This window comes from Bradyrhizobium sp. USDA 4451, from assembly GCF_054822585.1.
In genome coordinates this window covers 7,712,466-7,737,796 of sequence record NZ_JBTRCH010000001.1, presented here as the reverse complement: position 1 = coordinate 7,737,796, position 25,331 = coordinate 7,712,466, and the positions used below count along the sequence as shown (strand labels likewise).

25 protein-coding genes and 1 pseudogene are annotated in these 25,331 nt (G+C 62.7%); 14 read left to right on the top strand and 12 right to left on the bottom strand.

Features of this window, described 5'->3' with window-relative positions:
* The first annotated feature begins 110 nt into the window (after nt 1-110).
* Entirely contained in the window at nt 111-2,417 is a 2,307-nt protein-coding gene (locus ACVMB0_RS36265; RefSeq protein ID WP_461349266.1) for an FdhF/YdeP family oxidoreductase, read from the top strand.
* Nucleotides 2,418-2,789: 372 nt separating this feature from the next.
* Entirely contained in the window at nt 2,790-3,569 is a 780-nt protein-coding gene (locus ACVMB0_RS36260) for a hypothetical protein (RefSeq protein ID WP_461349265.1), read from the top strand.
* 255 nt (nt 3,570-3,824) lie between these two features.
* Here the strand turns inward: ACVMB0_RS36260 and ACVMB0_RS36255 are convergent, their stop codons facing one another.
* On the bottom strand, nt 3,825-4,544 hold the full coding sequence (locus ACVMB0_RS36255; RefSeq protein WP_461349264.1) for a Crp/Fnr family transcriptional regulator: 720 nt from the start codon (nt 4,542-4,544) through the stop codon (nt 3,825-3,827).
* A gap of 201 nt (nt 4,545-4,745) precedes the next feature.
* Here ACVMB0_RS36255 and ACVMB0_RS36250 point away from each other — a divergent pair, with 201 nt between their 5' ends.
* Both ACVMB0_RS36250 and ACVMB0_RS36245 read left to right on the top strand, forming a co-directional pair.
* Entirely contained in the window at nt 4,746-4,904 is a 159-nt protein-coding gene (locus ACVMB0_RS36250; protein ID WP_461349263.1) for a hypothetical protein, read from the top strand.
* A 152-nt stretch (nt 4,905-5,056) separates the two neighbouring features.
* A complete protein-coding gene (locus tag ACVMB0_RS36245) occupies nt 5,057-5,212 on the top strand; it encodes a hypothetical protein (RefSeq protein ID WP_456753089.1) in 156 nt (51 codons plus the stop codon).
* A gap of 230 nt (nt 5,213-5,442) precedes the next feature.
* On the opposite strand, the gene ACVMB0_RS36240 is transcribed toward ACVMB0_RS36245, so the two are convergent.
* The 5 genes from ACVMB0_RS36240 to ACVMB0_RS36220 form a co-directional block, all read right to left on the bottom strand.
* Nucleotides 5,443-5,874, bottom strand: a complete 432-nt coding sequence (locus tag ACVMB0_RS36240; RefSeq protein ID WP_456753090.1) for a CBS domain-containing protein — start codon at nt 5,872-5,874, stop codon at nt 5,443-5,445.
* Between the two features lie 169 nt (nt 5,875-6,043).
* Nucleotides 6,044-6,796, bottom strand: coding sequence for a DUF72 domain-containing protein (locus ACVMB0_RS36235; RefSeq protein ID WP_461349262.1), 753 nt, complete (start codon nt 6,794-6,796; stop codon nt 6,044-6,046).
* Nucleotides 6,797-6,878: 82 nt separating this feature from the next.
* Nucleotides 6,879-8,084: an MFS transporter gene (locus ACVMB0_RS36230; RefSeq protein ID WP_461349261.1), complete on the bottom strand. Its 1,206-nt coding sequence runs from the start codon at nt 8,082-8,084 to the stop codon at nt 6,879-6,881.
* Nucleotides 8,085-8,171: 87 nt separating this feature from the next.
* Nucleotides 8,172-8,708 (bottom strand): DUF4142 domain-containing protein, encoded by a 537-nt coding sequence (locus ACVMB0_RS36225; protein WP_461349260.1) that lies wholly within the window; start codon nt 8,706-8,708, stop codon nt 8,172-8,174.
* Between the two features lie 10 nt (nt 8,709-8,718).
* Nucleotides 8,719-9,207, bottom strand: a complete 489-nt coding sequence (locus ACVMB0_RS36220) for a YciE/YciF ferroxidase family protein (RefSeq protein ID WP_456753093.1) — start codon at nt 9,205-9,207, stop codon at nt 8,719-8,721.
* Between the two features lie 215 nt (nt 9,208-9,422).
* Here ACVMB0_RS36220 and ACVMB0_RS36215 point away from each other — a divergent pair, with 215 nt between their 5' ends.
* The 4 genes and pseudogenes from ACVMB0_RS36215 to ACVMB0_RS36200 all read left to right on the top strand — a co-directional run bounded on the left by ACVMB0_RS36215 (nt 9,423) and on the right by ACVMB0_RS36200 (nt 13,590).
* A complete protein-coding gene (locus ACVMB0_RS36215) occupies nt 9,423-9,626 on the top strand; it encodes a CsbD family protein (RefSeq protein ID WP_456753094.1) in 204 nt (67 codons plus the stop codon).
* Between the two features lie 335 nt (nt 9,627-9,961).
* Complete coding sequence (locus tag ACVMB0_RS36210) at nt 9,962-10,582, top strand: gluconate 2-dehydrogenase subunit 3 family protein (protein ID WP_461349259.1); 621 nt, start codon at nt 9,962-9,964, stop codon at nt 10,580-10,582.
* Nucleotides 10,583-10,591: 9 nt separating this feature from the next.
* Nucleotides 10,592-12,368: pseudogene (locus ACVMB0_RS36205) on the top strand (GMC family oxidoreductase).
* Nucleotides 12,361-13,590 (top strand): c-type cytochrome, encoded by a 1,230-nt coding sequence (locus tag ACVMB0_RS36200; protein WP_461349258.1) that lies wholly within the window; start codon nt 12,361-12,363, stop codon nt 13,588-13,590. The pseudogene ACVMB0_RS36205 and the gene ACVMB0_RS36200 overlap by 8 nt, the downstream one beginning before the upstream one ends.
* 1 nt (nt 13,591) lies before the next feature.
* Here ACVMB0_RS36200 and ACVMB0_RS36195 read toward each other — a convergent pair whose 3' ends face one another.
* The 5 genes from ACVMB0_RS36195 to ACVMB0_RS36175 are packed head-to-tail and all read right to left on the bottom strand — an operon-like array spanning nt 13,592 to nt 17,436.
* Nucleotides 13,592-13,867, bottom strand: a complete 276-nt coding sequence (locus ACVMB0_RS36195) for a cytochrome C oxidase subunit IV family protein (RefSeq protein ID WP_456753098.1) — start codon at nt 13,865-13,867, stop codon at nt 13,592-13,594.
* The gene (locus ACVMB0_RS36190; protein ID WP_456753099.1) at nt 13,864-14,508 is read right to left on the bottom strand and encodes a cytochrome c oxidase subunit 3; all 645 of its coding nucleotides are present in this window, start codon (nt 14,506-14,508) and stop codon (nt 13,864-13,866) included. Before ACVMB0_RS36190 ends, ACVMB0_RS36195 begins: the two co-directional genes overlap by 4 nt.
* Entirely contained in the window at nt 14,501-16,108 is a 1,608-nt protein-coding gene (gene ctaD, locus ACVMB0_RS36185) for a cytochrome c oxidase subunit I (RefSeq protein WP_461349257.1), read from the bottom strand. Before ctaD ends, ACVMB0_RS36190 begins: the two co-directional genes overlap by 8 nt.
* Complete coding sequence (coxB, locus tag ACVMB0_RS36180) at nt 16,105-17,043, bottom strand: cytochrome c oxidase subunit II (protein ID WP_461349256.1); 939 nt, start codon at nt 17,041-17,043, stop codon at nt 16,105-16,107. Before coxB ends, ctaD begins: the two co-directional genes overlap by 4 nt.
* A 39-nt stretch (nt 17,044-17,082) precedes the next feature.
* Entirely contained in the window at nt 17,083-17,436 is a 354-nt protein-coding gene (locus tag ACVMB0_RS36175) for a hypothetical protein (protein ID WP_456753102.1), read from the bottom strand.
* 118 nt (nt 17,437-17,554) lie between these two features.
* Here ACVMB0_RS36175 and ACVMB0_RS36170 point away from each other — a divergent pair, with 118 nt between their 5' ends.
* The 6 genes from ACVMB0_RS36170 to ACVMB0_RS36145 are packed head-to-tail and all read left to right on the top strand — an operon-like array spanning nt 17,555 to nt 24,586.
* Complete coding sequence (locus tag ACVMB0_RS36170; protein WP_456753103.1) at nt 17,555-18,211, top strand: cytochrome c3 family protein; 657 nt, start codon at nt 17,555-17,557, stop codon at nt 18,209-18,211.
* Nucleotides 18,208-21,114, top strand: coding sequence for a TAT-variant-translocated molybdopterin oxidoreductase (locus ACVMB0_RS36165; protein WP_461349255.1), 2,907 nt, complete (start codon nt 18,208-18,210; stop codon nt 21,112-21,114). The genes ACVMB0_RS36170 and ACVMB0_RS36165 overlap by 4 nt, the downstream gene beginning before the upstream one ends.
* Nucleotides 21,111-22,466: an NrfD/PsrC family molybdoenzyme membrane anchor subunit gene (gene nrfD, locus ACVMB0_RS36160; RefSeq protein ID WP_456753105.1), complete on the top strand. Its 1,356-nt coding sequence runs from the start codon at nt 21,111-21,113 to the stop codon at nt 22,464-22,466. Before ACVMB0_RS36165 ends, nrfD begins: the two co-directional genes overlap by 4 nt.
* On the top strand, nt 22,459-22,989 hold the full coding sequence (locus ACVMB0_RS36155) for a DUF3341 domain-containing protein (RefSeq protein ID WP_461349254.1): 531 nt from the start codon (nt 22,459-22,461) through the stop codon (nt 22,987-22,989). Before nrfD ends, ACVMB0_RS36155 begins: the two co-directional genes overlap by 8 nt.
* Entirely contained in the window at nt 22,986-23,516 is a 531-nt protein-coding gene (locus ACVMB0_RS36150; RefSeq protein ID WP_461349253.1) for a c-type cytochrome, read from the top strand. The genes ACVMB0_RS36155 and ACVMB0_RS36150 overlap by 4 nt, the downstream gene beginning before the upstream one ends.
* Entirely contained in the window at nt 23,513-24,586 is a 1,074-nt protein-coding gene (locus ACVMB0_RS36145; RefSeq protein WP_461349252.1) for a hypothetical protein, read from the top strand. The genes ACVMB0_RS36150 and ACVMB0_RS36145 overlap by 4 nt, the downstream gene beginning before the upstream one ends.
* Here ACVMB0_RS36145 and ACVMB0_RS36140 read toward each other — a convergent pair.
* The gene (locus tag ACVMB0_RS36140; RefSeq protein WP_461349251.1) at nt 24,552-25,325 is read right to left on the bottom strand and encodes a thioredoxin domain-containing protein; all 774 of its coding nucleotides are present in this window, start codon (nt 25,323-25,325) and stop codon (nt 24,552-24,554) included. The two genes, ACVMB0_RS36145 and ACVMB0_RS36140, sit on opposite strands and share 35 nt — an antisense overlap.
* Nucleotides 25,326-25,331 lie beyond the last annotated feature (6 nt).

Below are 25,331 nucleotides of genomic sequence, written 5' to 3'. Positions count from 1 at the left end.
ATCGCGATAGGAACGTTTGACCATCGCCGACCTTGATTGGTCGATCCGTGAAGCTTTTGCAGGACATGCCAACGGTCACGTCCGCGGACGCAGTTCATCAAGGATAGATCATGACGAGGAAGCGGCTGAGCGAGACGCTCGAGGTCGAGCCCTATTCGGGACCGTCGGGTGGTTGGGGTTCGGTGCGATCGCTGGCGAACAGCCTCACGCGGGAGCATGTCCCGTTCAAAGGCAGCCGTGTTCTGTTCCAGCAGAACAAGACCGGCGGCTTTATGTGCGTGAGCTGCGCCTGGGCCAAGCCCGCAGACCCCCGTGTGTTCGAGTTCTGCGAGAACGGCGCCAAAGCCACGACATGGGAGATCACACACAAGCGCGTCACACCGGAGTTTTTTGCGACAAGGACCGTGACCGAGCTCGAAAGTTGGGATGATCATCACCTCGAAGCCGCCGGCCGGTTGACCCATCCGATGCGTTGGGACGCGGGGACCGACAAATACGTGCCGGTCAGCTGGGAAGATGCCTTTGCCGAGATCGGGCGGGAACTGCGGGCGCTGCACCCGGATAGTGCGGTGTTCTACACCTCCGGCCGCGCCTCGCTCGAGGCGTCCTTCATGTATGGCCTGTTCGCGCGCGCCTACGGTACCAACAATCTGCCCGACAGCTCCAATATGTGCCACGAGACCAGTTCGGTGGCGCTGCCGGAGAGCATCGGTGTTCCGGTCGGCACTTGCACGCTGGACGATTTCTACCAGACCGACTGCATCTTCTTCTTCGGGCAGAATGTCGGCACGTCAAGTCCGCGCATGCTGCACCAGCTTCAGGACGCTACGCGGCGCGGCGTGCCGATCGTCACCTTCAACCCGCTGCGCGAGCGCGGGCTGGAGGAGTTCGTCAACCCGCAGGCACCCGGCGAGATGCTGGCCGACGCGCCGACCCGGATCAGCTCGCAATATCACCAGGTCAGGTCCGGGGGCGACACCGCCGCCATCGTGGGCATTGCGAAGGCGCTGCTGGCGCGGGAGGACCGCGCCGATCCGAAGGATGCTGTGATCGATTGGGCCTTCGTCAACGAGCACACCCACGGCTGGGACGATTTCGCTGAAGCTGTGAATCTGTGCGAATGGTCGGAGATCGAAAAACGATCCGGCCTGAAGCGGGATGCGCTCGAAGCGGCCGCCGCGGTATATGCGCAGGCCAAGGCCGTGATGTTCATCTACGGCATGGGCCTGACGCAGCACGAGCAAGGCGTCGAGACCGTGCAGACCCTGATCAACCTGGCGTTGATGCGCGGCAACATCGGAAAGCCCGGTGCCGGTATCACTCCGGTGCGCGGCCATTCCAACGTCCAGGGGCAGCGGACCGTCGGCATCACCGAGAAGCCATCGATGGTGCCGGCCGACAAGATCAAGCAGCAGTTCGGCTTCGCCGTGCCGGAAAATAGGGGTGTCACGACGGTCGAGGCCTGCGCCAAGGTGATCGATGGCTCGGTGCGGGCGATGGTGCTGCTCGGCGGCAATCTGGTCCGCGCCGTTCCGGAGCATCGGCTGGTCGAGCCGGCATGGCGCAAGCTGCGCCTGACCGTCAACATCCTGACCAAGCTCAACCGCTCCGCGCTGGTCCACGGCGAGGTGTCGTTCATTCTGCCGTGCCTCGGCCGTATCGAGTTCGATGAGCAGGCTAGCGGCCGGCAAGCGGTGGCGATGGAGGATTCGACCGGCTGCATGCATGGCTCCCGAGGCCAGGTGGCACCGGCCAGCCCGCATTTGCTGTCGGAGCCGAGGATCATCGCGGAACTGGCCAAGGCGGCGGCGCCAGGACGCTCGAGTATTCCTTGGGACGATTGGGTGGCCGATTACAGCCGGATCCGCGACGCGATCGCGGCGATCTATCCCGAGATCTTCCACGACTTCAACGCACGGCTCTGGCAACCCGGTGGTTTTCACCGGCCGCTCGCGGCGCGTCAACGGCAATGGAAGACGAAGACGGGGAAAGCCAATTTCGTTGTGCCGACGTCGCTCGCCAGCGATCCAAAGGCGGAAACGCGCGACCCCGACGTGGTGCAGTTGATCACGTTGCGCAGCAACGGCCAGTTCAACACGACGATCTACAGCTATGATGATCGGTTCCGCGGCATCTATGGCTCGCGCCAAGTCGTGTTGATGCACCCAAGGGACATCGACCGCTTTGCGCTGAGGGAAGGCGCGATGGTGACGCTGGCAACTGCGGCGAGCGATGGTGTGACACGAGAGGTTGGCGGGCTGCGCGTCGTGGCCTATGACATTCCACCGGGATGCATCGCCGGCTACTATCCCGAGTGCAATCCGCTGTTGCCGCTATGGCATCACGAGACGAAGGCGAAGACACCGGCGGCGAAATCGATCCCGGTGCGGGTGAGGGCGGATGCACCTGCTGCCTGAGGTCCCTCAGACGTGGGCAAAGCGGTCAAAAAGCCCGTCTGCGTCGAGGCCTCCACTGCAAACGCGCAAGTGTAACCGGAGCGATCCGGCTTTGCCTGTGCGATGGGGCTTATTCGTGCTCTCCCCGGCGAGATTGGGCTTTGTTGCTGACCGCGTGTCCGCATAGGAACTTTGGCATGGCGGCCAGCTTGTCATGGCGAATTCGAGCTGAGGAGGCTTGCATGAACCAGCTGATCTATCTGGTGGGACTGATCGTCGTCATTCTCGCGATATTGTCGTTCTTCGGATTGCGGTAGGCGCATCATGAATAACGAGCGAGAGCTTGCCGCGTCGGCCGACCGCAGGATCGGCCTTCGGGTGCAATGGAGCCCCGTGTTCGCCGGTGCGCTGGTCGCAACGGCCCTGTCGGTGATCCTGATCGGATTTGGTGCGGCGCTCGGATTGGGCGTGAGTTCCAGCTCGCCGTCATGGCGTGACGCATCGGCGGCGCTTGCTCTGCTGTCCGGGCTGTACCTGATCCTGCAGGCGCTGGCCAGCTTCGGCGTCGGCGGCTATATCGCCGGGCGCGCGCACCGCATCATCGGAGCGACACCGTCCGACATGATCGAGGGCAGCGATGGATTGCATGGCCTTACAGCCTGGGCCATCGCTGTCATTCTGGGGACGACGATCGTGGCGCTGGTCGGCCTGTCCGCCGCGCGCCCAGTGGTCCAGAGCCGCCCCTCCGCGGCGGCCGCGGAGCCGTTGCTGAGCACCGAGCTCGACCACCTGTATCGATCGGCGCGGCGTCCCGCCAATATCGATATCGGCTACGAGCGCGCGGAAGCCGGCCGCATTCTACTGACCAGTTCCGGCCATAGCGGGATCAGCGCCGAGGATCACAGCTATCTGATCCAGCAGGTTGCCGCCGCGACCGGGCTCGCCGCCGCCGAGGCTGAGAAGCGTGTCGACAGCGTCATTGGCGATGCCCGAACCGCCATCCAGCGGTCGCGGCGCAGTGCGGTGATCCTAGCATTCTCGATTGCCGCAGCGCTGCTGTTCGGCGCGGTCGCCGCCTGGGCCGCGGCCTGTGCGGGCGGCAGGCATCGCGACGGTGCCGCGCTGCCGGAGTGGATGGGCGGCAGGCCGACCACGGCTGTGCCGGTGGTCTGATGTAATTCGGTCTGCGCGATGTCTTTCTGTGATCAGTACTGCGGCGTGCTGTCCGCACGGCGTGCGCGATTGTGGTTGCGAGCCGGAATCGTTGTGATACCTATGAAAAGATCGAGGCCGCGGGATCGTCAGCATGATGCCTACCGACTCTAGCTCGCCTGCTCGGAGATGTGCCGGACGGCGGCTCGCCTATATTGATACGTCCTGGATTACTGAAGTCATCGAGGCCATGGCGGAAGTCCGATCCGTATTCTCCTAGAGGCTATTCGGAAGTTGCAAGTTCAGTTCGTTGAACCCGCCAATTTCGACGATCTTTTCAATGTCGCGTAGCGTCACGAGCTGACCGTTGATGTCGAGAATGCCGCGAGACCGAAATGATTGGAGAACCCGGTTAACGTGCACCGTGCTCAAACCGAGGGCCTCGGCAAGTTTCGCCTGCGTAACGGGGAAACGAAACTGATCCTCGGCGACCATATCGATCGCGGCGAGGCGCTGACGCAGTTCAGCGACAAGGTAAGCCATGCGCGCAGCGGCGGTGCGCGTGCCAAGGCTGACGATCCACTCACGAAACAGCACTGCGTCAATCAAGGTTTCTCGCCACAAGGCCTCGGCTACCGCAGGCCGGGCATCGATGACTTTCCTCAGGGCTCGATGCTCAATAAAGCCGACGCGCGCGTCCGTCAGCGTGGTCAGGTCATGATCCATTCTTTTGAGGAGCATTCCATGCAAATCCGGCATGTCGCCCGCAATGTGAAACGACAGGATTTGCCGTTTGCCACCGTCCGACACTTTCGCGCGGTAGGAGAAGCCGCTCAACATGACGCAGCAATGGCTACTGATGCTGCCTTCCTGGACGATGGATGTCCCAGGGCTAAGCTCTTTGACGCTTGAGACGATTGAACGCAGAGCCACGATGTCCTCTTCGGCGAGAGCCGTATGAAGCCTGACCTTGCGGATCATCATATCAATTGGCATCTTCGGCTCCCCGCCCGTCGAACTCGGCAACTCTGAAGACTTGTATTGAACCGCCGCAGTTGTGGGATTTACATAAGTTAAGTTCGGAACCCTTACGTGCGAAAGGCGAGAATCCTGGCAGCCGGTAGATTGCGCGCGGCCTCCGGCGGCGGCTTAGGAACCCATCGCCTCGTCTGCGCTTCTGTTCCTGAGGAGATCGACATGAACAGAAAGCCTGTGACGCAGGATTCCGGCCGCTCGAACGACTGGGGTTCACATGCGCAAACTGATAAACCCTGGAAAGGCAATCCCGAAAAGGAACAGCGCTCCGGAGACGAGAAGCCCGACCTGGAAAAATGGCAGGAATCGAACACGCAATAGTGGACGAGAACAGAAGGGCTGGCCCAAGGACAGCCTTTCACTTCGCGATCGTCAACGAGAAGCCTGTGATCGACCAAACCGGTCAGCCGCTCGATGATTAGGCCGGTGAGGGCGGACCGGGAACTCGTGGTCGGAACGCATGGAGAAGACTGATGGATATGGGCCTGGAAATCATCTATGGCATAGCAGCTTTCGTTCTCCTCACAGCCTTGATTTTCGGAGTGCTGCAGTATCACTTCCGCAACAGACGGGCGGTGCAGACAGGAGATGAGGTCGTCCGCGAACGATACGAGCGGAACGAGACGTGAAGAGCAAGCCGTGCGATCTCGGCTAATGGAGAATCGTCAGTTCAGCTCAATCGGACTCAATCCAGCTCAATCGGAGCTGACGTAGTTGGCGCGCCAGAGCAGTGCGGCGGCGACGAGCGCGACGATTCCAGCGGCAATTGCAATCCACGCCACATAGTCGGCCATTGGTCCATCACCAGCGCTCTGCTCCGCGAGCCAGTTCGCGAAGCGGAGCATGGAACATCGGGTAGCTAGAATTGTGCGTGTTGGGTCGTCGGCCGGGAGATCTGGCTCAGAGCCGCACCTGTGCCATCGTTCGGCTGGATTTGGGCGATATCTCCGAGCGCAATGATGCCGACTAGGCGCTTGTCACGGTCCAACACGGGCAGGCGTCGAACCTGGATCGCTCCCATGTTCTGCGCGATGTCCTCAATCTCCTGATCCTCGAAACAATACTTCACTTCAGCGGTCATGATGTCGCCGACCCGTGACTCCGGGCCGCGGCCCGTTCCGATGCCACGAACCGCGATATCACGATCGGTGATCATCCCGACCAGACGATCATCGTCGGCAACCGGCAGCATGCCAACTCCCAGCGTTCCCATGGCTTCGGCAACGTCGCGGAGCGTGTCGTCGGGAGTGCACAGCTGGACCTCGGACGTCATTGCGTCGGATATTTTCATGATCGCCTCTCCATTTGATTGGTGCGTACTGGCCCAACGAGGCGGTCCGGAGCGGCGTTCCTAACTCTGTGCGGCGTTTACTTGCCGTTCTCGGTGGCGACGCCGGTCAGGACGCCGAGCGGGATCCGCATCAAGTCCATCACCGCGAACGAACCAGAACGCTTGGCTCCTATCGTCTGGCCGGCTGCGGGCCAGCCGAGTCAAGCAATTCGCGCAGGCGTTTCGCATCGGCCGGCGCCGCGCTTTTCTGGTCGTTGTCGAAATAGACATAGACGTCGCATCCCTGCCTCTTCCAGCTGCGGATGCGCTTCGCCCACTCCGAAAGCTCGGCTGGCCTGTAATGGCCGCGGTACTGTCCGCCTGGACCATGGCCGCGGACGTAGACGAAGTCGGCCGTGCGCCTCCAGGGCGCGGGTGCGTCGTGGTGATCGGATATGCACAGAGCGATGTTGCGTGCTGCCAAAGTCTTCAGTATGCGCGGCTCGTACCAGCTCGGGTGACGGAATTCAAAGGCGTAACGCCGTCGCCGTTTCAGCAATTTGAGGAACGACGCCAGGCGGTCGGCGTCAACCGTGAAATTCGGCGGCAGCTGAAACAGGATCGGGCCGGCCTTGTTGCGCAGCAATGACAGACGATCTTCCAGCAATTCGAGACTGTTGATCGAGTTATCGGAGAGGCGCTTCCAGTGCGTGATGAACTTTGATGCCTTCCAGGCGAAGACGAAATCCTTATCGGTCGCCTCGCGCCAGGCCACGACCGCATTCTCCGTGGGCGTGCGATAGAAGACGCCATTGAGCTCCGTGGTCGGGAACTGGCGAGCGTAGTAGTCGAGTTGTCGCTTGAGCGGCAATCCCTCGGGAAAAAACGGACCGCGCCATGACCGATAGTGCCAGCCGGATGTACCAATCAGGATGCGCGCCATGCGATGATCTAACCTCCCGATCGAGCCATCGTCGAGGACTTGCTGATGCGTTTGCGCACGACAAGTTCAGCCGCGGCTGTTGTCAGCGTCGGTAGATGGCGCCGAAGATCAGCGCGACCAGCGCGAAAGCCGCGATCGTCGCGGAAAATGCGATGTCGGCGACGATCGTATCGGTGAGGCTCGACAACACGCCGACACCAATCACGGGCACCGCGTTGCCTATGAAGCAGCACACGAAATAGGTCGAGACGACGGCCGCGCGCTGGTTGGCGGGCGCGATCTGATTGACGACCTGAAGGCTGCCGCGATAACCCAGCCCGGCGGATACGGCCACGATGGTAGTCGCTGCCAGCATGACCCAAAGCGACGCGGAGACCTGAGCGATCACGATCGCCGCGGCTGCAGGGATCATCAGCGCGAGCGACCATAGCATCGAGGTCCGGCTGGCAAGCGTCTGGGTCGCCACGATGACCAGCGCAACGACAATGGCGAGTTCGAACAACAGTGCTCCGCCGGCAGCGCGGTTCTCGATATGAAGATCGTGCGAAAGAATCGCGGGCATCAATGAGGCATAGAAGCCGACCAGTGCCATCAAACCGAAGCCGGTGATGGCAGGAGCCACGAATTGCGCCTGGATCGTTCGCGGTAGCGCTAGTTTCGGCCGCATCTCGATCTGCCCATGATCGGGATTCTGCACGGTCTCCTGGGTGAACCAGATCAGCACCGCAACCGCGCAAGCCACCACGAGATAGATCACGAACGAGAGCTGCAGCGGCCATGGCGCGTACTGCGCCAGCAGCCCTGACAGCAGTGCAGCAATTCCGAGGCCGATGAAGTTGGTACTGGTGCCGATGGTGGCCGCGCGCCCCTTTTCGGCTTCGCCGACCAGTTCGGCGAGCCAGGCATTGCAGGTGCCGCTCGCAAGGCCGATGCCAAGCCCGCTGATGACACGGCCGATATATAGCCAGGTGATACCGTCGGCAAACAGGAAGACCAAAGCGGCGACGATCAGCACCACGGTCGCAGACAATGCCGTCACCCGCCGGCCTGCGCGGTCGGAGACGCGACCGAACAACAGCAGCGCGGCGATATTGCCGATCGCATAGGCCGCATAGATGAGTGTCAGGGTGATCTGCGAGAAGCCAAAGGCCTTCTGATAGATCAGGTATAGCGGCGTGATCAGGGTACTGAGAGCGAAGGCCGTGCCAAGCAGCATGCCGACCGCGGCGAGCGCCGCGGTATGCCGGAGTTCCATTCGTTGGGTGCGCATGGCGTCGAGCTGCGCCATTCGAATTGCCTCACGAAGCCGGGATGGTAAGGCAATCCGTCATGTGGCCGTTCGTTCCAACCGAAACGACCGGCCACCGCCGGCCTGCTACTTCCGATTCTTATTCAGGTCCTGCGCCATCGCGAGATGGTGCTGCAGTGTCGGTAGGGTCGTTCCGGCCCAGTCCTTCAGTTTCGAATCGTCGCCACCCTTGGCGTAACGCTCGAACAGAGAGACTGCGTCCTTGTGGGCGCTGACCTGCATCGGATCATATTCGCTGGCGAAATCGTCCGGCTTGGTGTTGCGCAGCACGTCGAGTTTCTTCTGAAAGCTGTCGTCCAGGCCCGTCGGCAATGCCGCCTTCATCTCGCCGCTGACCAACCCCTTCAACTCGGTACTGGTCTTGGTATGGTCGGTCACCATCTGATCAGCGAATTTCTTCTCCGCGGCATTGCCCTTCTGCTGGGCGATCTTGGCTGCCTCAATCTCCAGCATATCGCTGGTCGCGGCTTCCTTGATGAAGTCTGCCGTCTTCGGTGCAACGCCAAGCACGGAATTGACGCCGGTCTTCTCGCTCACCGATTGCGCCAGCGCCGGCGGGGCCAGCGCACAGCACATTGCAAGGGCCATGATGGTTCTCTTCATCGCCCGCTCCTCAGGCCGCTTCGGCATTGATGGCGCTGACCGCGAGCTTGGTGAGCGTCTCATCGGTCTTCTTTTCCTCTGCCAGGGTCTGGTCGATGAGCTTGACGGCGTCCTTCATGCTGAGCCGGCCGGCCCAGGCCTTCAAAGTGCCGTAGCGGGCGATCTCGTAATGCTCGACCGCCTGGGCCGCCGAGAGCAGGCCTGCATCGAGCGCGGGCGTGTCGGCGTACTCCTCCATGATCTCCTTGCCCTCGTCGAGGATTCCTTCGATGGCATCGCACTTCTTGCCGCGCGCGGGCTTGCCCATCAGATCGAAGATCTGCTCGAGCCGCTCGATCTGTCCTTCCGTTTCGTCATGGTGCTTCTCGAAGGCAGCGCGCAGCTGGTCAGAATCGGCCGCCTTCGCCATGCGCGGCAGCGCCTTGAGGATCTGCTTCTCGGCGTAATAGATGTCCTTGAGGGTTTCGAGGAAAAGGGCGCTGAGGTCTTTCTCCGGCATAGCTCGCTCCGTGGGTTGGGGTGGTCCGGACGTCTCAACACGGTTGCGGAGAGCAAGTTCCTATCGCTGGTTGCGGCGCGACAAGGCGTCGCCGGGTCTCCCGGTTCGGCGTGGTACGAGGTCTCGCCTCGTTGCGAAGTCTTGCCGCAAGTCAGCTGCGGAACGAAGCTTCAGCGGGCCAGTTGGATGGTCTCATCTTTCAACGGAGAACCGCGATGGACTGGAATCGTGTCGAAGGCAACTGGAAGCAGATGAAGGGCAAGGTCAAGGAGCAATGGGGCAAGCTTACCGACGACGACCTCGACGTGATCGCCGGCAAGCAGGACCAGCTCGAAGGTCGTCTGCAGCAGCGCTACGGCTATGCAAAGGATCAGGCCGCAAGGGAAGTGAACGACTGGTATGGCCGCCAGAAATGGTGAGCATCGCATTCGGGGCCCCGCCTTGGCGGGGCCTCTGTGTACCATGCTGCCGAATTCGAGGCGCAGCTTGATACGGGGCGAGCGGCTGACCCGGCAAGTAACAGGCGTCGGCGGGCGCGCGCGGGCATGAAGAATGGTCCGAAAGGAGTATCCCGACCAAGCCGCAGCATAGGAACCGGCGCAAGTGGCCCACGTTTGCCAAGGATTGGGTGCGACAGGCTTCCCCCATGCGGCGTCGATCATTCCTGCTTTCGCTGGCAGCCTCCTTGGCGAGCACGACATCGCTGAGCCGGGCGGCTTTGATCCGCGATCACGTGCCCTGGGCTCCGCACCCGATGTCGGTGCCGACGATCGAGCCGCTGGGCCCCTGGCAATTCTTCACCGCCGACGAGGCGCGCGCTATGGAAGCGATCGTCGATCGGATCATTCCGCCGGATCCCGAGACACCGGGTGGTAAAGATGCTGGCTGCGCCGTGTTCATCGATCGTCAGCTTAAGGGCGCCTATGGCGCGAATGAGGGTCTGTACATGCTCGGTCCCTACATCAAGGGCAGCAAGGAGCAGGGACCGCAATCGCAGACCCCGCATGCCGAGCTCTATCGCAAGGGGCTGGCGGAGCTCGATGCTTTCTGCCGGTCAAGCCAGGGCGGCAAGCCATTTGCCGAGTTGAGCGCCGATCAGCAGGACGCGGTGCTCAAGAAGATTGAGGCGGGCGAGGCCAAGTTCGACGGTGTGGATGCGCAGGGGTTCTTCGACACCCTATTGAAGGACGTGCCGGAAGGCTTCTTCTCGGATCCGATCCATGGCGGCAACCGCGACATGGTCGGCTGGAAGATGATCGGCTTTCCCGGTATCCGCTACGACTATCGCGACTGGGTGAAGCGGCACAACGAACGCTATCCCTATCCCCCCGTCGGCATTGCCGGCCGCGCCGACTGGACACCTGCAAAATCTTGAGCACCAACCATGGCCCGCAAGCTGCCAAGAAAGGATGTCGTGATCGTCGGTTTAGGTTGGACCGGCTCGATCATGGCCCACGAACTCGCCGACGCCGGGCTCGACGTGGTGGCGATCGAGCGCGGCCCGTGGCGTAACACCGCGACCGATTTTCCGCCGGGTTATGCGGCGGACGAGCTGCGCTACCGCATCCGTCATGAGCTGTTCCTGCGTCCGGACCAAACCACCTTCACCTTCCGCAAAGATGAACCAGACGGCGCTGCCGATCCGCAGCTGGGGCGCGTTCATGCCGCCGAATGGCGTCGGGGGCGGCGGCGTGCACTGGAATGCGGAGACCTGGCGGTTTCTGCCGTCGGATTTCGTGCTGCGCACGCATCTGACCGAACGCTACGGTGCGAACTTCATGCCCGAGGATATGACGATCCAGGACTGGGGCGTCACCTATGACGAGCTCGAGCCGCATTACGACAAGTTTGAGTATCTGTGTGGCACATCGGGGCAGGCTGGCAATGTCAAAGGCAAGATCATCGAGGGTGGCAATCCCTTCGAGGGACCGCGATCGAGGCCCTATCCAAATCCGCCGCAGGACCAGCCGTTCGGTGCCACGCTGTTCGCCAAGGCAGCCCGCGACCTCGGCTACAAGCCGTTCCCGCAGCCATCGGGCAACATGTCACGCGCCTACCAGAATCCGCTCGGAGTTCGGCTCGGACCCTGCACCTATTGCGGCTTCTGCGAATGGTTCGGCTGCGGCAACTATTCGAAGGCCTCGCCGCAGACAACGATCCTTCCGGCGCTGATCCGCAAGCCGAATTTTTCGGCGCGGGACAACAGCGAGGTGGTACGGATCGATCGCGACAGCTCGGGCAAACGCGCGACCGGCGTCACCTTCGTCGACACTGACGGCAATGAGTGGGAGCAGCCGGCTGACCTCGTGGTGTTGTCGGCCTATACGATCTTCAATGTGCAACTGCTCCTGCTGTCCGGGATTGGCAAACCCTACGATCCCAATGCCAAGAGCGGCGTGATCGGCCGCAACTTCACCCACCAGACCATCTCCGATGTCGTCAGCTTCTTCGACCCGGCAAAATTTATCTTCAATCCCTTCATCGCATCGGGTGCGATCGGGATGTGCATCGACGAATTCAACGGCGACAATTTCGATCACGGGCCGCATGGCTTCGTCGGCGGCGGCTATATGGGGCAGGTGCAGACCAACGGCCGGCCGATCGAGACCACCCCGGTGCCGCCGGGAACGCCGCTGTGGGGCGCGCAATGGAAGAAGGCGGTCAAGGAGAACTATCAGAGCGCCCTGAAGCCGGGCACCGGCGTGCACGGCAGCATGTACAGCTACCGCGATGTCTATGTCGATCTCGATCCGACCTACAAGGACCGCTTCGGCCGCCCGCTCGGGCGTATCACCATGGATTTCCATGACAACGAGATCAAGCAGAACAGGTTCTTGACCGACAAGTTTGCCGAGATATTCCAGGCGATGGGCGCCCGACAGGTGCACAAGGAGTACCGCAAAGGGCCTTACGACATCACGAAATATCAGACCACGCATCTGTGCGGCGGCGCGATCATGGGCACGGATCCCGCGACCAGCGCGCTGAACCGCTATTTGCAGAGCTGGGACGTGCCGAATCTGTTCGTGCTGGGCGCCAGCGCCTTTCCGCAGAACGCCGGCTACAATCCGACCGGCACGGTCGCGGCGCTGGCCTATTGGGCCGCGGACGCGATCCGCGGCAAGTATCTGAAGAGCCCGGGACAGTTGATCGATGCCTAGACCGTCGCAACTCGCGCTGATGGCTGCTGCATTGGTGGCAAGCGGCGGAGCGGCGATTGGCGCCGGGTCGCAGGACTTTGCCGCGATCGAGCGCGGCCGTTATCTCGCCAATGCCGCCGATTGCGGCAGCTGCCACACCATGCCGGGCAGCGGACAGCCGTTCGCCGGCGGCCGGCCGATCGAGACGCCATTCGGCGTACTGGTCGCGCCGAACATCACGCCGGACCGCGACACTGGCATCGGCGCCTGGAGCGATGCAGAATTCGATGCGGCGGTGCGACAGGGAATCCGCCGAGACGGCAAGAGGCTGTATCCGGCAATGCCGTATCCGTACTTCACCCGGATGTCGCGCCAGGACGTCAAGGACGTTCGCGCCTATCTTTCGACGATCGCACCGGCGCGCAATGCCGTTGCCAGCAACAAGCTGCCATTTCCACTGAACATCAGGTTCATGATGGTCGCCTGGGACAGGCTGTACTTTGCGCCGGGTGAGTTTCACGGCGACCCTGCCAAATCGCAGGACTGGAATCGAGGCGCCTACCTGGTGCAGGGGCCGGGCCATTGCGGGGCCTGCCATACGCCCAAGACGCTGCTTGGCGGCGACAAGGCATCAGCGTCCTTGCAGGGCTATACGCTGCAAGGTTGGGTGGCACCCGACATCACCAGTGGAGAGGGGCCGCTTGCATCGTGGTCCGCGGACGATCTGGCGCAGTACCTCAAGACCGGCCACAATCGCTTTGCCGCGGCCGCAGGCCTGATGGGCGAGGTCGTCGATCTCTCGACCTCGAAGTTGAAGGACGAGGACGTCAAGGCGATGGCGACGTATCTCAAGGACGTCAGTGGACCCAAGGCCGCGGTGGACAGTTCGACTGACCAAAAGGTGCTTACGGCCGGCGGCGCGATCTATCAGGACCTCTGTTCGGCCTGTCACAAATCCGACGGCACCGGCGTGCCGAACCTGATCCCTGATCTCTCGCACGCGGCAACCGTCGACACCGGCGACCCGACGACCGTGTTGCGGGTGATCCTGCAGGGTGCACAGAGCGTGGCGACCGATCGCGAGCCGACCGGGCCCGCGATGCCGGCGTTCGGCTGGCAGCTCAACGACGCGCAGGTCGCCGCCGTTGCCACCTATGTCCGCAACCATTTGGGCAAGGGGCCGGCCGTCAGCGAGGCACAGGCCAGGACGGGACGCGCGGCGCTGCAAGCCAGAACCAACTAATTCAGGTCCGGGTCAGGAAATCCATCAAGCCGAGCCATAGCAGGATGCCGAGCCAGAACAATCCGGCGCCGGCAAACAAAAGGGTCAGGGCGCCGCGATGTCGCAGCTCCATGAAGATGGCGGCGACCACGGCCGCCTTGGCGGTGCCGATCCCGATGGCGACGATTGCATTCGCGCTGCCGAGCGGAACATAGGCGATCGTCACGGTCAGTGCGAGCAGGCCAAGCAGGCCAAGCCATGCGGCGACCAGTGGGAGCGAGGGGCGGGATTGCGTCATGCGGTCGACCTTCCCGGCAGGTAGATCAGCGCAAACAAGAATATCCAGACGATGTCGACGAAATGCCAGTACAGTGCCGCGCTGTGCAGTGCCGCGCGATGCCGAGTCGAAGGGGCATTGCGGCAGAGCAGAGCGAGCACTGCCAACAGACCGATGCCGATGACCATATGGAGCGCGTGGATTGCGGTCGCGATGAAGTAGAAGATGAAGAACAGTTGAGCACCGTTTGCGAGGTCGCCTTTGAATTGGAAGTCGACACCCGGCACGAGGTGCTCCTCGTACTCGCCATGATACTCAAAGCCCTTGAGCGCGATGAAGGCGAGCCCGAGACAGATCGCGCCGGCGAGCAGCCCGGCGGCCAATCTTCGCGTCTCCGCCGAGAATATCTCGACGGCCCAGGCGACCAGAAAACTCGAGGTGAGCAGGATCGCGGTGTTGGCCGTTCCAACCGCGATCTCCGTGTGTCGACTGCCTGCCGCAAAGCCCTGTGGATAGGCGTGACGATAGACGAAATAGCTGAGCAGCAGGCCGCCGAACAGCAGAACCTCGGTCGCGATGAAGACCCACATGCCGAGTTCGGCGGACTCATCGCGATGGCTGACCGACGTGAACTGCGGTGCAAAGGCGGGACTCTCAGGCATTCTGCGGCTCCGCTTCGAACTTGCGGGAGTATTGATAGGGCGCACGTGTCACGACGGGCTGGACGTCGAAATTGTGCTCCGGCGGAGGCGACGAGGTCTGCCATTCGAGCCCCGGCGCGTCCCACGGATTTGCCGACGCGCGCGCGCCGAAGAAAACGGAATAGCCAAGATAGAACAGCGGTAGCAGATAGGCGGCGGCCAGGATGGTCGCGCCTCCCGACGACAATACGTTCCAGACCTGGAATTCCGGCGGATAGACGTGATACCGCCGCGGCATGCCTTCCACGCCGAGGATGAATTGCGGGAAGAAGGTCAGATTGAATCCGAGGAAGATCAGGATTGCCGCGGCCCGCGCCCAGTACTCCGAATAGAGCCGGCCCGTGATCTTCGGCCACCAATAATGCAGCCCGCCGAAATAGGCCGTCACCATGCCGCCGACCATGATGTAGTGGAAGTGCGCGACCACGAAATAGGTATCGGTGGCGTGCACGTCGAAGGCAAGGCAGGCGAGGAACAGGCCGGTGAGCCCGCCGATCGTGAACAGACCGATGAAGGCGAGCGCATAGAGCATCGGCGCGTCAAACCGCAACGAGCCCTTGTGCAGCGTGGCGGTCCAGTTGAACACCTTGATCGCCGAGGGGACGGCGACGACGAAGCTCATGAAGGAGAATACGAGGCTCGCCAGCAGCGATTGCCCGGTCACGAACATGTGGTGGCCCCAGACCAGGAAGCCGAGCGCTGCGATCGCAAGGCTGGCCCAGGCCACGAATTTGTAGCCGAACACCTGCTTGCGAGAGAAACATGAGATCAACTCGTTGATCACGCCCATTCCGGGCAGGATCATGATGTAGACGGCGGGGTGCGAGTAGAACCAGAACAAATGTTGGAACAGCAACGGGTCGCCACCGATCCGCGGGTCGAAGAAGCCGACGCCGAAGAAGCGCTCGACCGCGATCAGCACCAGCGTGATCGCCAGTACCGGAGTGGCTAACACGAGGATCACCGACGTCGCGTAGAGGGACCAGAGAAACAGCGGCAGCCGGTACCAGGTCAATCCCGGCGCGCGCAGCCGGTGAATGGTGACAATGAAATTGAGCCCGGTCAGGATCGACGAGAACCCCGCGATGAAGACGCCTGCTGCGGCGACCATGACGTAGCTGTTGGAATAGAGCGTCGAGAACGGAGTGTAGAAGGTCCATCCGGTATCGATGCCGCCGGCCAGGATCGCAAACAACGTCACGCTGCCGCCGAGCATGAAGATGTACCAGCTCAGCAGGTTCAGCCGTGGGAAGGCGAGGTCGCGCGCGCCGATCATCAGCGGCACGATGAAATTGCCGAGCGTGTTGGGGATCGACGGGATCAGGAAGAACCACACCATGATGATGCCGTGCATGGTGAACAGGCGGTTGTATATGTCGTCACTGACGAGATCGGCCTGGGGCGTGGCAAGCTCGATCCGCATGGCGGTCGCTGCCGCGCCGCCGACGAAGAAGAAGAAGGTGAGGCTCGCGAAATAGAGGATCGCGATCCGCTTGTGGTCGGTGGTGAAGAACCACGAACGAAGCGTGTAGTGGACGGTGAGGTAATCGGGTTCGGTCATGGCGCTCGACCCAGCGATTTGATGTAGAGGACCAGACGAAGCAACTGGTCCTCGGTGACCTTCCCCGCGAAAGACGGCATCAGGGGCTCGTAACCCGCGGCGATCTGGCTGCGGGGCAGCAGGATGGAATCGCGGATATATTTGTCGTCGGCAATCACAGTGCTGCCGTCGGACAGCGGCACCGGGCGTCCGTAAACCCCGTCCAGCTGCGGAGCATGGATCTTGCTGCCTGCGCTATGACAGCCGCTGCATCCGAGTTCGCGAAACAGGGCGCCGCCTTCATCCGCGAGCGGGCTCGCAGGCGCCTGCTGCGTGAGCCAGTCGGCGAACTCGACTTGCTCCATCACCACGATTTCGCCGGTCATTCCGGAATGCGCGCTGCCGCAATATTCGGCACAGAACAGGTGATAATGCCCGGCCTTCTGCGCGGTGAGTTCGAGGTCCTGATAGCGGCCGGGAACCACGTCGTGCTTCAGCCGGAGCGCGGGAACGAAGAAGCTGTGAATGACGTCCTGCGAGGCCATCACCAGCCGGATCGGCCGGTCGACCGGCATATGCAACACGTTGATCTCGGATTGGCCTCCGGGGTGTTGGACTTTCCACATCCACTGTTTGGCGACCACGAAAGCCGTCAGCTCGTCAGGTGGCCTGCGGTAGATTTCGAAGTAGACGCCGGCGCCCGAGACAAACAGCGCGAGAAAGCAGAGCAGGGACGCCGTGGTCCAGCTGACCTCCCAGTGCCAGCTCTTGGCCTCGTGGTTCTCGCGGTCGACCTCGTTGCCGGCGCGGTAGCGTACGCAGAACAGCGCTAGCAGGAAGAACAGCAGTCCCAGCACGAGCGCGCTGGCGATCAACAGGCCGGCGAACAGCAGATCGACGTCGCCGCCTTCCGGAGACACGCCGGGGTGCCAGAACGGAATCCACTGGCGCCACATGCTCAGGTCACCGCCGGTGACAAGGGGAGAGATCGCAGTTCATGCGGTAGGCCATCCCGGCAGGCCCTTTCGCAGCAGCATCTCAATGGCGCGCTCGATCGGCACGCGCACGATCCCGCGGTCGCGATCGACCCAGCCATAGCTGCCGGTCATCTCGGCATCCTCACGGCGCGCGCGTTCGAGTTCGTCCGATGGGGTGACTTCGAGTGGCGGAGCGTTTGAGCTCAGTGCCGGCCGCGCGGCGGGACTGGCGTGGCGTAACGATTGCGGAAAGATCAGCGGCATTGCGATGGGAACAATCAGCACGAACGCACCCAGACCGGCTGCGATCCAGGCGACGGCATTGGTCGCGATGTCCGACCGTTCGAAGTCGAATCCGCTGGTCTGAGCCATGTTCCGGGTCCTAGCGCGCCCATGGTCAATGCCGAGCGGGCCCTGGCGTTCCTCGATTAGGAACCAATCGACGAAGCCGAGCTTGACGATCAGGTGCCCGCCAGCTGATCGGCCACGGATGGCTCAGCTCTTTTCACCCGCCGCCGATACGTGGATGCGGCTGTTCCTTGTCGGAAGTCTTTCGCTGATGGCCGGTGGCACGGTTGGCATCATTGGCTTTGCGCGGTCGTCCTACATGACCTCGACCGGCGTCCGCCCACGTCAGCCGGTGCCGTTCAGTCATCGCCACCACGCGGGCGAACTCGGGATCGATTGCCGCTACTGCCACAGCAATGTCGAGAGCGGCCCCCAGGCCGGTTTGCCACCGACGGAAACCTGCATGACCTGCCATTCGCAGATCTGGACCAACGCCCCCATGCTGGAACCGGTCCGGCAAAGCCTTGCCCGCCACACACCGATCCAATGGACGCGCGTCGCCAAGCTTCCGGACTACGTCTATTTCCGCCATGACATCCACATCGCCAAAGGCGTTGGATGCGCAGACTGTCACGGCCGAATCGATCAAATGGCGCTGACTTATCGCGCCAAGCCATTCACCATGGAGTTTTGCCTGGATTGTCATCGCGACCCGGCACCGAAGCTGCGGCCGCCGGAGCACATCACCGATATGGCATGGGTGCCGCCGACGGATGCTCGCGCCAAGGGCGAGACCATCGCGGCGCACGAAAAGATCCGCTTCGGCGAACTTACCCACTGCACGGTGTGTCACCGATGACGCGCAACGCCCGCCAATACCACAACCAGCCCATCGCGCCGGACGGTGGGCGGCGCCAGTGGTCGGGCATCGAGGAACTCTCTCACGATCCCGCGTTCCAGGCCTTCGTCGATGCCGAATATCCAGCCGCTCGGACATTCTCGCCGACCGCGCGGCGCGAGTTCCTCAAGCTGATGGGCGCATCCTTCGCGCTCGCCGGGCTCGCGGGCTGCGAGAAGAGTCCGTTCGTGGCGGCGCTACCCTATGTCGATCAACCCGACGACGCGACGATCGGAGTGCCGCGTCGCTACGCCACCGCTGTCGTCCTTGACGGCTATGCGCAGCCGGTGATCGCCACGACCTATTCGGGCCGGCCGACCAAGCTGGACGGCAATCCCGACCACCCCGTGACTGGCGGGCGAAGCGACATCTTCATGCAGAGCGCAGTGCTTGGGCTCTACGATCCCGACCGCGCCCAGGCTCCGACGCATCGCGGCGAACCGGTGAGCTGGAACGACGTGGTTGCGGCGGTCGGTGTCCTGCGCGAGGGGTTCAGCAAGGACGGAGGCGAGGGGCTGCGACTGCTGGCCGGTCCGATTACCTCGCCGACCCTGTTGCGACAGCTCGATGAATTGGTGAAGCAATTTCCCAAGGCACGGCTTCATCTCCATGCTCCCGTCGCGGCATCTCCCCAGCGATCGCTCGCCAACGCCGCTTATGGAAAGCCGTTAGACCTCCACTACGTGCTGGAACAATGCGACGTCATCGTTAGCCTCGACGATGATGTCCTCGGCCCCGGCCTCGACCAGGTGCGCAATGCGCGGGGCTGGGCAGCATCGCGGCATCGCTTTGGCGATCGTCCTGGCAATCGATTGCTCATGGCAGAAAGCGTGCCTTCGGCGACTGGCGCCATTGCTGCTGCCCGGCTGATCGCCGACGCCTCGCGTATGCCCGTTCTCGCGGAAGCGTTGGCGCACGCGCTTGGCGTTTCGGGCGCCGCCGCGGGCGAGATCACGGAACGTGAGCGCGACTGGATCAAGCGCGCGGCTGATGCCTGCGGCAATGCGCGCGGCAAATCCTTGATCGTCGCCGGCCCGGTCGCAGGACAGGCGGCAGCCATCTGGGCGGCAAGGATCAATGATGCTCTCGGCAATGCCGGGCAGACTCTGAAGTTCACAGAGCCGATTGCTGGTCCGGCGGACGCCGGGACGCTCACGGAGCTTGTCTCCGACATCGACGCTGGAAAAGTCCATTCGCTGATCGTGATCGATTGCAATGCGGCCTACAGTGCGCCCGGCGAGCTCAAGGCGGCGGAGGCGCTTCAGCGCGTCAGAACCTCGCTGCATCTTGGCTTGCAGCGCGATGAAACTGGCGCGCTCTGCGAATGGCAACTGCCGATGGCGCATGCGCTGGAGAGCTGGAGCGACGCGCGTGCGGTCGATGGGACGACGACCATCATCCAGCCGGTGATCGCACCGTTCTACGACGTGAGAACCATCCACCAGATCGTCGCGATGCTGCTCGGCGAGATCGATCCAGCTTCTGATGCCGCCGTCCGTGAAACCTGGCGGGCCAGATTCGGCGACACGTATTCGACGCGCTGGAAGCAGGCGCTGCATGATGGTTTCGTGCAGGGCGCAGCGTCCTTTGTGGACGCACGGCCGGCAAGTGGAACTGTTACCGCGCCCTTGCCGCATGGTGAAATCGATATCGTTTTCCGGCCGGATCCGACCATTTGGGATGGCCAGTATGCCAACATCGGCTGGCTGCAGGAGCTGCCGAAGCCGCTCACGACGGTTACCTGGAGCAATATTGTCGCGATCGCTCCCGATCTGGCGAGGCGCATCCCGGTCGCCAATGGCGATCACGTGGAGGTGCGAATTGGCGAGCGCAGTGTCACCGGTCCGGTCTGGATCATGCCGGGCCAGGCTGGCAATACGGTCGCGCTCTATCTCGGCTACGGCCGCACCCGGGCCGGGCGGGTTGGCGACGGTCTTGGTTACGATGCCTACCGGTTGCGGCCGGCGGATCAACCGTGGCTCGCCAGGGGCAGCTTGCGGAAGGTCGATGGCACCGAGACGCTCGCGGTGACGCAGCTGCACCACCGCATGGAAGGTTTCGATCTCGTTCGCGAAGTGGGCCCCGGCGAAGCAGTGAAGTCGTCATCGTCCGAGCAGGCAAGCTTCTATCCGCAATGGGCGTCCTCGGAGAACGCATGGGGCATGGTGATCGATCTCGACGCCTGCATCGGCTGCAATGCCTGCGTGGCGGCCTGCACGGCTGAGAACAACGTGCCCGTCGTGGGGGCCGAGCAGGTCAAAGTTGGCCGCGAGATGCATTGGTTGCGGATCGCCCGGTACTATGACGGCAGCATCGATGAGCCCAAAAGCTATTTTCAGCCGGTGCCCTGCATGCATTGCGAGGCCGCGCCCTGCGAGATGGGATGCCCGGTGCATGCGACCACGCACAGTCCGGAAGGGCTCAACCAGATGGTCTACAATCGTTGCATCGGCACAAGGACCTGTTCGAGCTATTGCCCCTACAAGGTGAGACGCTTCAACTTCTTCGACTACCGGGCGCCAGCGGATTCCCCGACTCAGGCCGCGCACAACCCCGACGTGACGGTGCGCTCGCGCGGCGTGATGGAGAAGTGCACGTATTGCGTCCAGCGCATCGAGGCGGCCCATGTCACGGCCGATAGGGAGAGCCGTTCACTGCGCGACGGCGAGGTCGTGACCGCATGCCAGCAAGCCTGTCCGACCAAGGCGATCGTGTTCGGCGACATCAACGATCCCAATTCCGAGGTGGCGCGGCTGAAGCGCGATGGTCGGCACTATGCCCTGCTCGAAGAACTCGGTACCCGTCCCCGCACCACATATCTGGCGCGCTGGCGCGAGGACGGCTCTGGGAGCGGGCAGGGATGAGCGATCGTTCCGACATCCTGCCAAGGCGCCAGAGCATGGGGGGCATCGCCGACCAGCTCACTGGCATTCCGCTGCATTTTCCGGCGGAACGCCGCTGGGTGATCGCGATGGCGTTGGCGAGCGCTCTGCTGTTGCTGCTGGTGATCTCGGTGACCGAGCTGTTCACGCGTGGCGTCGGGATCTGGGGCATCAACATTCCTGTCAACTGGGCGTTTGCGATCCACAATTACGTCTGGTGGCTCGGCATCGGTCATGCCGGCACGCTGATCTCGGCGCTGCTGCTGCTGACCGGCAGCGAGTGGCGCAACTCGCTGAACCGCTTTGCGGAGACCATGACGTTGTTCGCGGTTGTCTGCGCCGGTATCTACCCGATCCTGCACCTTGGTCGACCCTGGTACGTCTACTGGATGTTTCCCTATCCCGCGACGATGGGGGTCTGGCCGCAGTTTCGCAGCCCGCTGGAATGGGACATCTGGGCGGTGCTGACCTATCTGACGGTCTCTCTGCTGTTCTGGTACACCGGGCTGATCCCGGACCTTGCCGCCGCGCGCGACCGCGCGACCAAACGGGGCTGGCAGATCTTCTTCGGCATCACGTCGCTCGGTTGGCGTGGCTCCGCCGTACATTGGCTGCGCTGGTCGCAGGCTTATCGGGTAACCGCGGCGCTCGCCGTGCCGCTGGTTGTGTCCGTTCACAGCGAGGTGTCGCTGCTGTTCGCAGCCGGGCAGATCCCGGGATGGCACTCGACGATCTTCCCGCCGTATTTCGTGCTGGGTGCCGCGTTCTCCGGCTTTGCAGTGGTCGCAATCATCGCTGTCGCGCTGCGCTCCTGGTTCGGGCTGCAAAACTTGGTCACCGACGATCATCTTGATGTGCTCGGCAAGGTCCTGCTCGCGACCGGGCTGATGACCGGTTACGGCTACGTGTTCGAGGTGTTCGATGCGCTCTACTCGGGCGAGGCGCACGAGATGCGGACGCTGCTGGACCGCGTCGCCGGTGTCTACGCCTGGACCTATTGGGGCGCCGTGCTGTTCAACTTCGTCCCACTGCAAGCGTTGTGGTGGAGCGGCGTGCGGCGCTCCGGTTGGGCGCTGCTCCTAATCTCGATTTCGGTTGCGGTCGGGATGTGGCTCGAGCGGGACATGATCCTGGTCACGAGCCTCTATCGCGACTTCCTGGTGTCGTCGTGGAGCAAGTTCACGCCGACCTTCTGGGACTGGTCGACTTATTTTGGCACGATCGGTCTGTTCTTGGTGCCGTTCCTGATCGCCGTGCGGCTGATCCCGATGATCTCGGTCTTCGAGACCAAGGAGCTCCTCCACGAGGAAAAGGCGGAGGCGCATCATGGCTGAGCGCGCCTACGGAATGCTCGGAGAGTTCGAGAGCCCGGAAGCGCTATTGGCTGCCGCACGGCACGCGCGCGCCGCCGGCTATCGCAAGCTCGATGCATTTACGCCGTTTCCCGTCGAGGGCCTGGCGCGCATCCTGCATATCCCGCATCCCTGGATCTCCGTGGTCGGCCTGGTCGGCGCCTTTGCAGGAGCGGGCACCGCGCTCTTGATGCAGATTTTCGTCAGCTATGACTATCCCCTGAATGTCGGGGGCCGACCGATCTACGCGTTGTCGGCGTTCGCCGTGGTCACATTCGAGCTGACTATCCTGTTCTCAGCACTTGCGATGGTGGTCGCCATGCTCTGCTGGAACGGCCTGCCGCGGCTCAACTATCCAGTCTTCTCGGCGTCGCGCTTCCACCTCGCCAGCAAGGACCGCTTCTTCCTTTGTATCAAGGGTGAGGACCCAATGTTCGACGACCGGGCGACTGCAGCGTTCCTGACCGGCGTAGGCGCGGCGTCGGTGGAGCGCGTGCCGCCATGATCAGGTCGGTGTTCACCGTCACGCTCGCCTTTGCCCTCGCGGCCTGCGACCAGAATATGGATGTGCAGCCGAAATACAGCGAGTATTCGCGGGCGCCACTGTTTCGTGGCAGCGTATTGCGTCCTGCTCCAGCCAACACCGTGGCGCGCGACGATCCGGAGCGGGAGAGGGCGGCGACGACCAAACCCGCACTATCGGCCGAACTGCTGGACCGGGGGCGGCAGCGATTTGCGATCTTCTGCTTGCCGTGCCACGGCGCGGGCGGCGACGGCGATGGCATCATCGTTCGTCGCGGGATGCCGCACCCGACCAGCTACCACGTCGACCGGTTGGTGGCGGCCGACGATCAGCACTTCTTCGACGTGATCACCAACGGCTATGGCGCGATGTACTCCTACGCCGCGCGCGTGCCAGCCCAGGACCGCTGGGCCATCGTGGCCTATATCCGCGCCCTGCAGCTTAGCCGCCGTACTTCGATCGAAGACGTTCCGGCGGACGCGCGCGCCAAGCTCACGGGGCAGCCATGAGCATGCGCCGCGATATCAGGTCGATCGTTCTCGTCGTTACGGGATTGCCCCTGGTGACCGGCTTTATTCTCGATGGCCGTTCCACCGCATCGGCGTATCTCGTGGCGTGGGTGACGTGGGGTGCGGTTCCGATCGGAGCTCTGGCACTGTGGATGACCAGCTATCTGGTCCGTCGCGCCTGGACCGAAGCGCTGCACGCGCAATTTGTCGCCGCAGCGGGGTTGCTGCCAGTCATTGCCTTGGCGTCGGTGCCGGTCCTGCCTTTCATGAAGCAGATTTATCCGGCAATGGTCGATCCGAGCGGTTTGCCATCATTCAAGGCGCACTACCTTGCACCCTGGTTCCTCATATTGCGCGGCGCGATCTATTTTGGGCTCTGGATCGGGCTTGCGGTTTGGCTCCGCCGGGCATGGCGCGACGACGTCGCCATGGTGCGTGCGGCGTCGACCGGATTGGTCGTCTACGCCTTGACCGTATCGCTCGCCGGCATCGATTGGATGGAATCGCTGGAGCCGGAGTTTCATTCCTCGGTCTACGGCCTTCTTTATCTCAGCTTCACGCTGCTCAGCAGCTTTGCATTTGTGCTCGGCGTCAGTCTGCTCGCGGGACGCCCGATGAGACGCAGCGCCGGCCATAGCGGACTGCTGCTCTCGCTGATCCTGCTGTGGGGTTACCTTCATGCCATGCAGTACATCGTGATCTGGTCGGGCAACATCCCGGACGAGGTGTCGTGGTATCAGGCCCGATCGGAGCAGGGCTGGCAATATCTGCTTGCTGCTGTGGCCTTCGGCCAGTTCGTGCTACCGTTCTTCGGCCTGCTGAGCGCGAGGGTTCGCTCCGATCCCCGCGCTCTGATGATGCTCTGCGGGTTGACCCTGCTGATGCGCTGCTGCGAAGCCACCATTCTAATTCTCCCGGCGATCCACGATATCGCGCCGCTGATGACGGCGCTGATGCTGGTCGCCGCAGTGCTCTTCATTGGAACGCTGCTCTGGCTGGCTTTCGACCGTGCGCTGGCTAATGAGGGTCACCTCTTCAGCCCGGCTTGGGTGAGGCGCCACCCCGCCTGATCAGAAGGGCTACCAGCACCATGAGCCCGGCCATCGTGATCGTCACTGCGCCAGTCAGCATTCGCTGGATTGCCAGGGTGTAGATGCCGGTTGCTGGATCGAAGCCGTAGCAGAGCAGGTGGGCCTGATCCGACCAGCTACCGACGTGGCCGCGGCCGGCCTCGACCAGGGCTAGTCGCAGAGTTCCGGGATCGATCGCGAGGCCGGACAGCGCGCGCGAGATGCGGCCCTCGGGCGTAACCACGAACGCGGCAACTGGGTGGGCGAATTGATCGCGTTCGCTATCATAGCTCGTTCGAATATGGAAAGCTGCCAAGAGCTCGTTCACGCCGGCAGGAGTTCCTCGCAAGAATGTCGCATGGTCCGCGACCGCTCCGCGGGTGGTGATTTGCTCGGCTTTCATGGCTCGGGCGTCCGCGATCGTATCCTTTGGGTCGAGGCCGAACACCACGAGCCGAAAATCGGCGCCCGCCCGCAGTCCCGTGTCGGCCAGCGCGTTAGATACAATCGACAGGAGCGGTCCGCAAAGCGTCGAGCAGGTGTAATCGGCGCTGACCCAAACGGTCGGCATCGCCTGCAACCATGCCCTAAGAGGCTTGGTGTAGTTCAGCTCATTCGTGAGCCCTATGTCGAGCGGCAACTGCTCGCCCGGTTTCGGGGAGACGCCCACCTGCTCCAACTGAGTTTCGTTGAGTGCGGCATACGCGCTAGGCGCGGGGCTCGCGAGGGCAACGAACACTCCTGC

Coding starts and splice junctions, on each gene's coding strand:
- ACVMB0_RS36265 (WP_461349266.1), top strand. CDS start 111: ATGACGAGGAAGCGGCTGAGCGAGACGCTCGAGGTCGAGCCCTATTCG.
- ACVMB0_RS36255 (WP_461349264.1), bottom strand. CDS start 4,544: ATGCCAATTGATATGATGATCCGCAAGGTCAGGCTTCATACGGCTCTC.
- ACVMB0_RS36250 (WP_461349263.1), top strand. CDS start 4,746: ATGAACAGAAAGCCTGTGACGCAGGATTCCGGCCGCTCGAACGACTGG.
- ACVMB0_RS36245 (WP_456753089.1), top strand. CDS start 5,057: ATGGATATGGGCCTGGAAATCATCTATGGCATAGCAGCTTTCGTTCTC.
- ACVMB0_RS36240 (WP_456753090.1), bottom strand. CDS start 5,874: ATGAAAATATCCGACGCAATGACGTCCGAGGTCCAGCTGTGCACTCCC.
- ACVMB0_RS36235 (WP_461349262.1), bottom strand. CDS start 6,796: ATGGCGCGCATCCTGATTGGTACATCCGGCTGGCACTATCGGTCATGG.
- ACVMB0_RS36230 (WP_461349261.1), bottom strand. CDS start 8,084: ATGGCGCAGCTCGACGCCATGCGCACCCAACGAATGGAACTCCGGCAT.
- ACVMB0_RS36225 (WP_461349260.1), bottom strand. CDS start 8,708: ATGAAGAGAACCATCATGGCCCTTGCAATGTGCTGTGCGCTGGCCCCG.
- ACVMB0_RS36220 (WP_456753093.1), bottom strand. CDS start 9,207: ATGCCGGAGAAAGACCTCAGCGCCCTTTTCCTCGAAACCCTCAAGGAC.
- ACVMB0_RS36215 (WP_456753094.1), top strand. CDS start 9,423: ATGGACTGGAATCGTGTCGAAGGCAACTGGAAGCAGATGAAGGGCAAG.
- ACVMB0_RS36210 (WP_461349259.1), top strand. CDS start 9,962: ATGTCGGTGCCGACGATCGAGCCGCTGGGCCCCTGGCAATTCTTCACC.
- ACVMB0_RS36200 (WP_461349258.1), top strand. CDS start 12,361: ATGCCTAGACCGTCGCAACTCGCGCTGATGGCTGCTGCATTGGTGGCA.
- ACVMB0_RS36195 (WP_456753098.1), bottom strand. CDS start 13,867: ATGACGCAATCCCGCCCCTCGCTCCCACTGGTCGCCGCATGGCTTGGC.
- ACVMB0_RS36190 (WP_456753099.1), bottom strand. CDS start 14,508: ATGCCTGAGAGTCCCGCCTTTGCACCGCAGTTCACGTCGGTCAGCCAT.
- ctaD (WP_461349257.1), bottom strand. CDS start 16,108: ATGACCGAACCCGATTACCTCACCGTCCACTACACGCTTCGTTCGTGG.
- coxB (WP_461349256.1), bottom strand. CDS start 17,043: ATGTGGCGCCAGTGGATTCCGTTCTGGCACCCCGGCGTGTCTCCGGAA.
- ACVMB0_RS36175 (WP_456753102.1), bottom strand. CDS start 17,436: ATGGCTCAGACCAGCGGATTCGACTTCGAACGGTCGGACATCGCGACC.
- ACVMB0_RS36170 (WP_456753103.1), top strand. CDS start 17,555: ATGGCTCAGCTCTTTTCACCCGCCGCCGATACGTGGATGCGGCTGTTC.
- ACVMB0_RS36165 (WP_461349255.1), top strand. CDS start 18,208: ATGACGCGCAACGCCCGCCAATACCACAACCAGCCCATCGCGCCGGAC.
- nrfD (WP_456753105.1), top strand. CDS start 21,111: ATGAGCGATCGTTCCGACATCCTGCCAAGGCGCCAGAGCATGGGGGGC.
- ACVMB0_RS36155 (WP_461349254.1), top strand. CDS start 22,459: ATGGCTGAGCGCGCCTACGGAATGCTCGGAGAGTTCGAGAGCCCGGAA.
- ACVMB0_RS36150 (WP_461349253.1), top strand. CDS start 22,986: ATGATCAGGTCGGTGTTCACCGTCACGCTCGCCTTTGCCCTCGCGGCC.
- ACVMB0_RS36145 (WP_461349252.1), top strand. CDS start 23,513: ATGAGCATGCGCCGCGATATCAGGTCGATCGTTCTCGTCGTTACGGGA.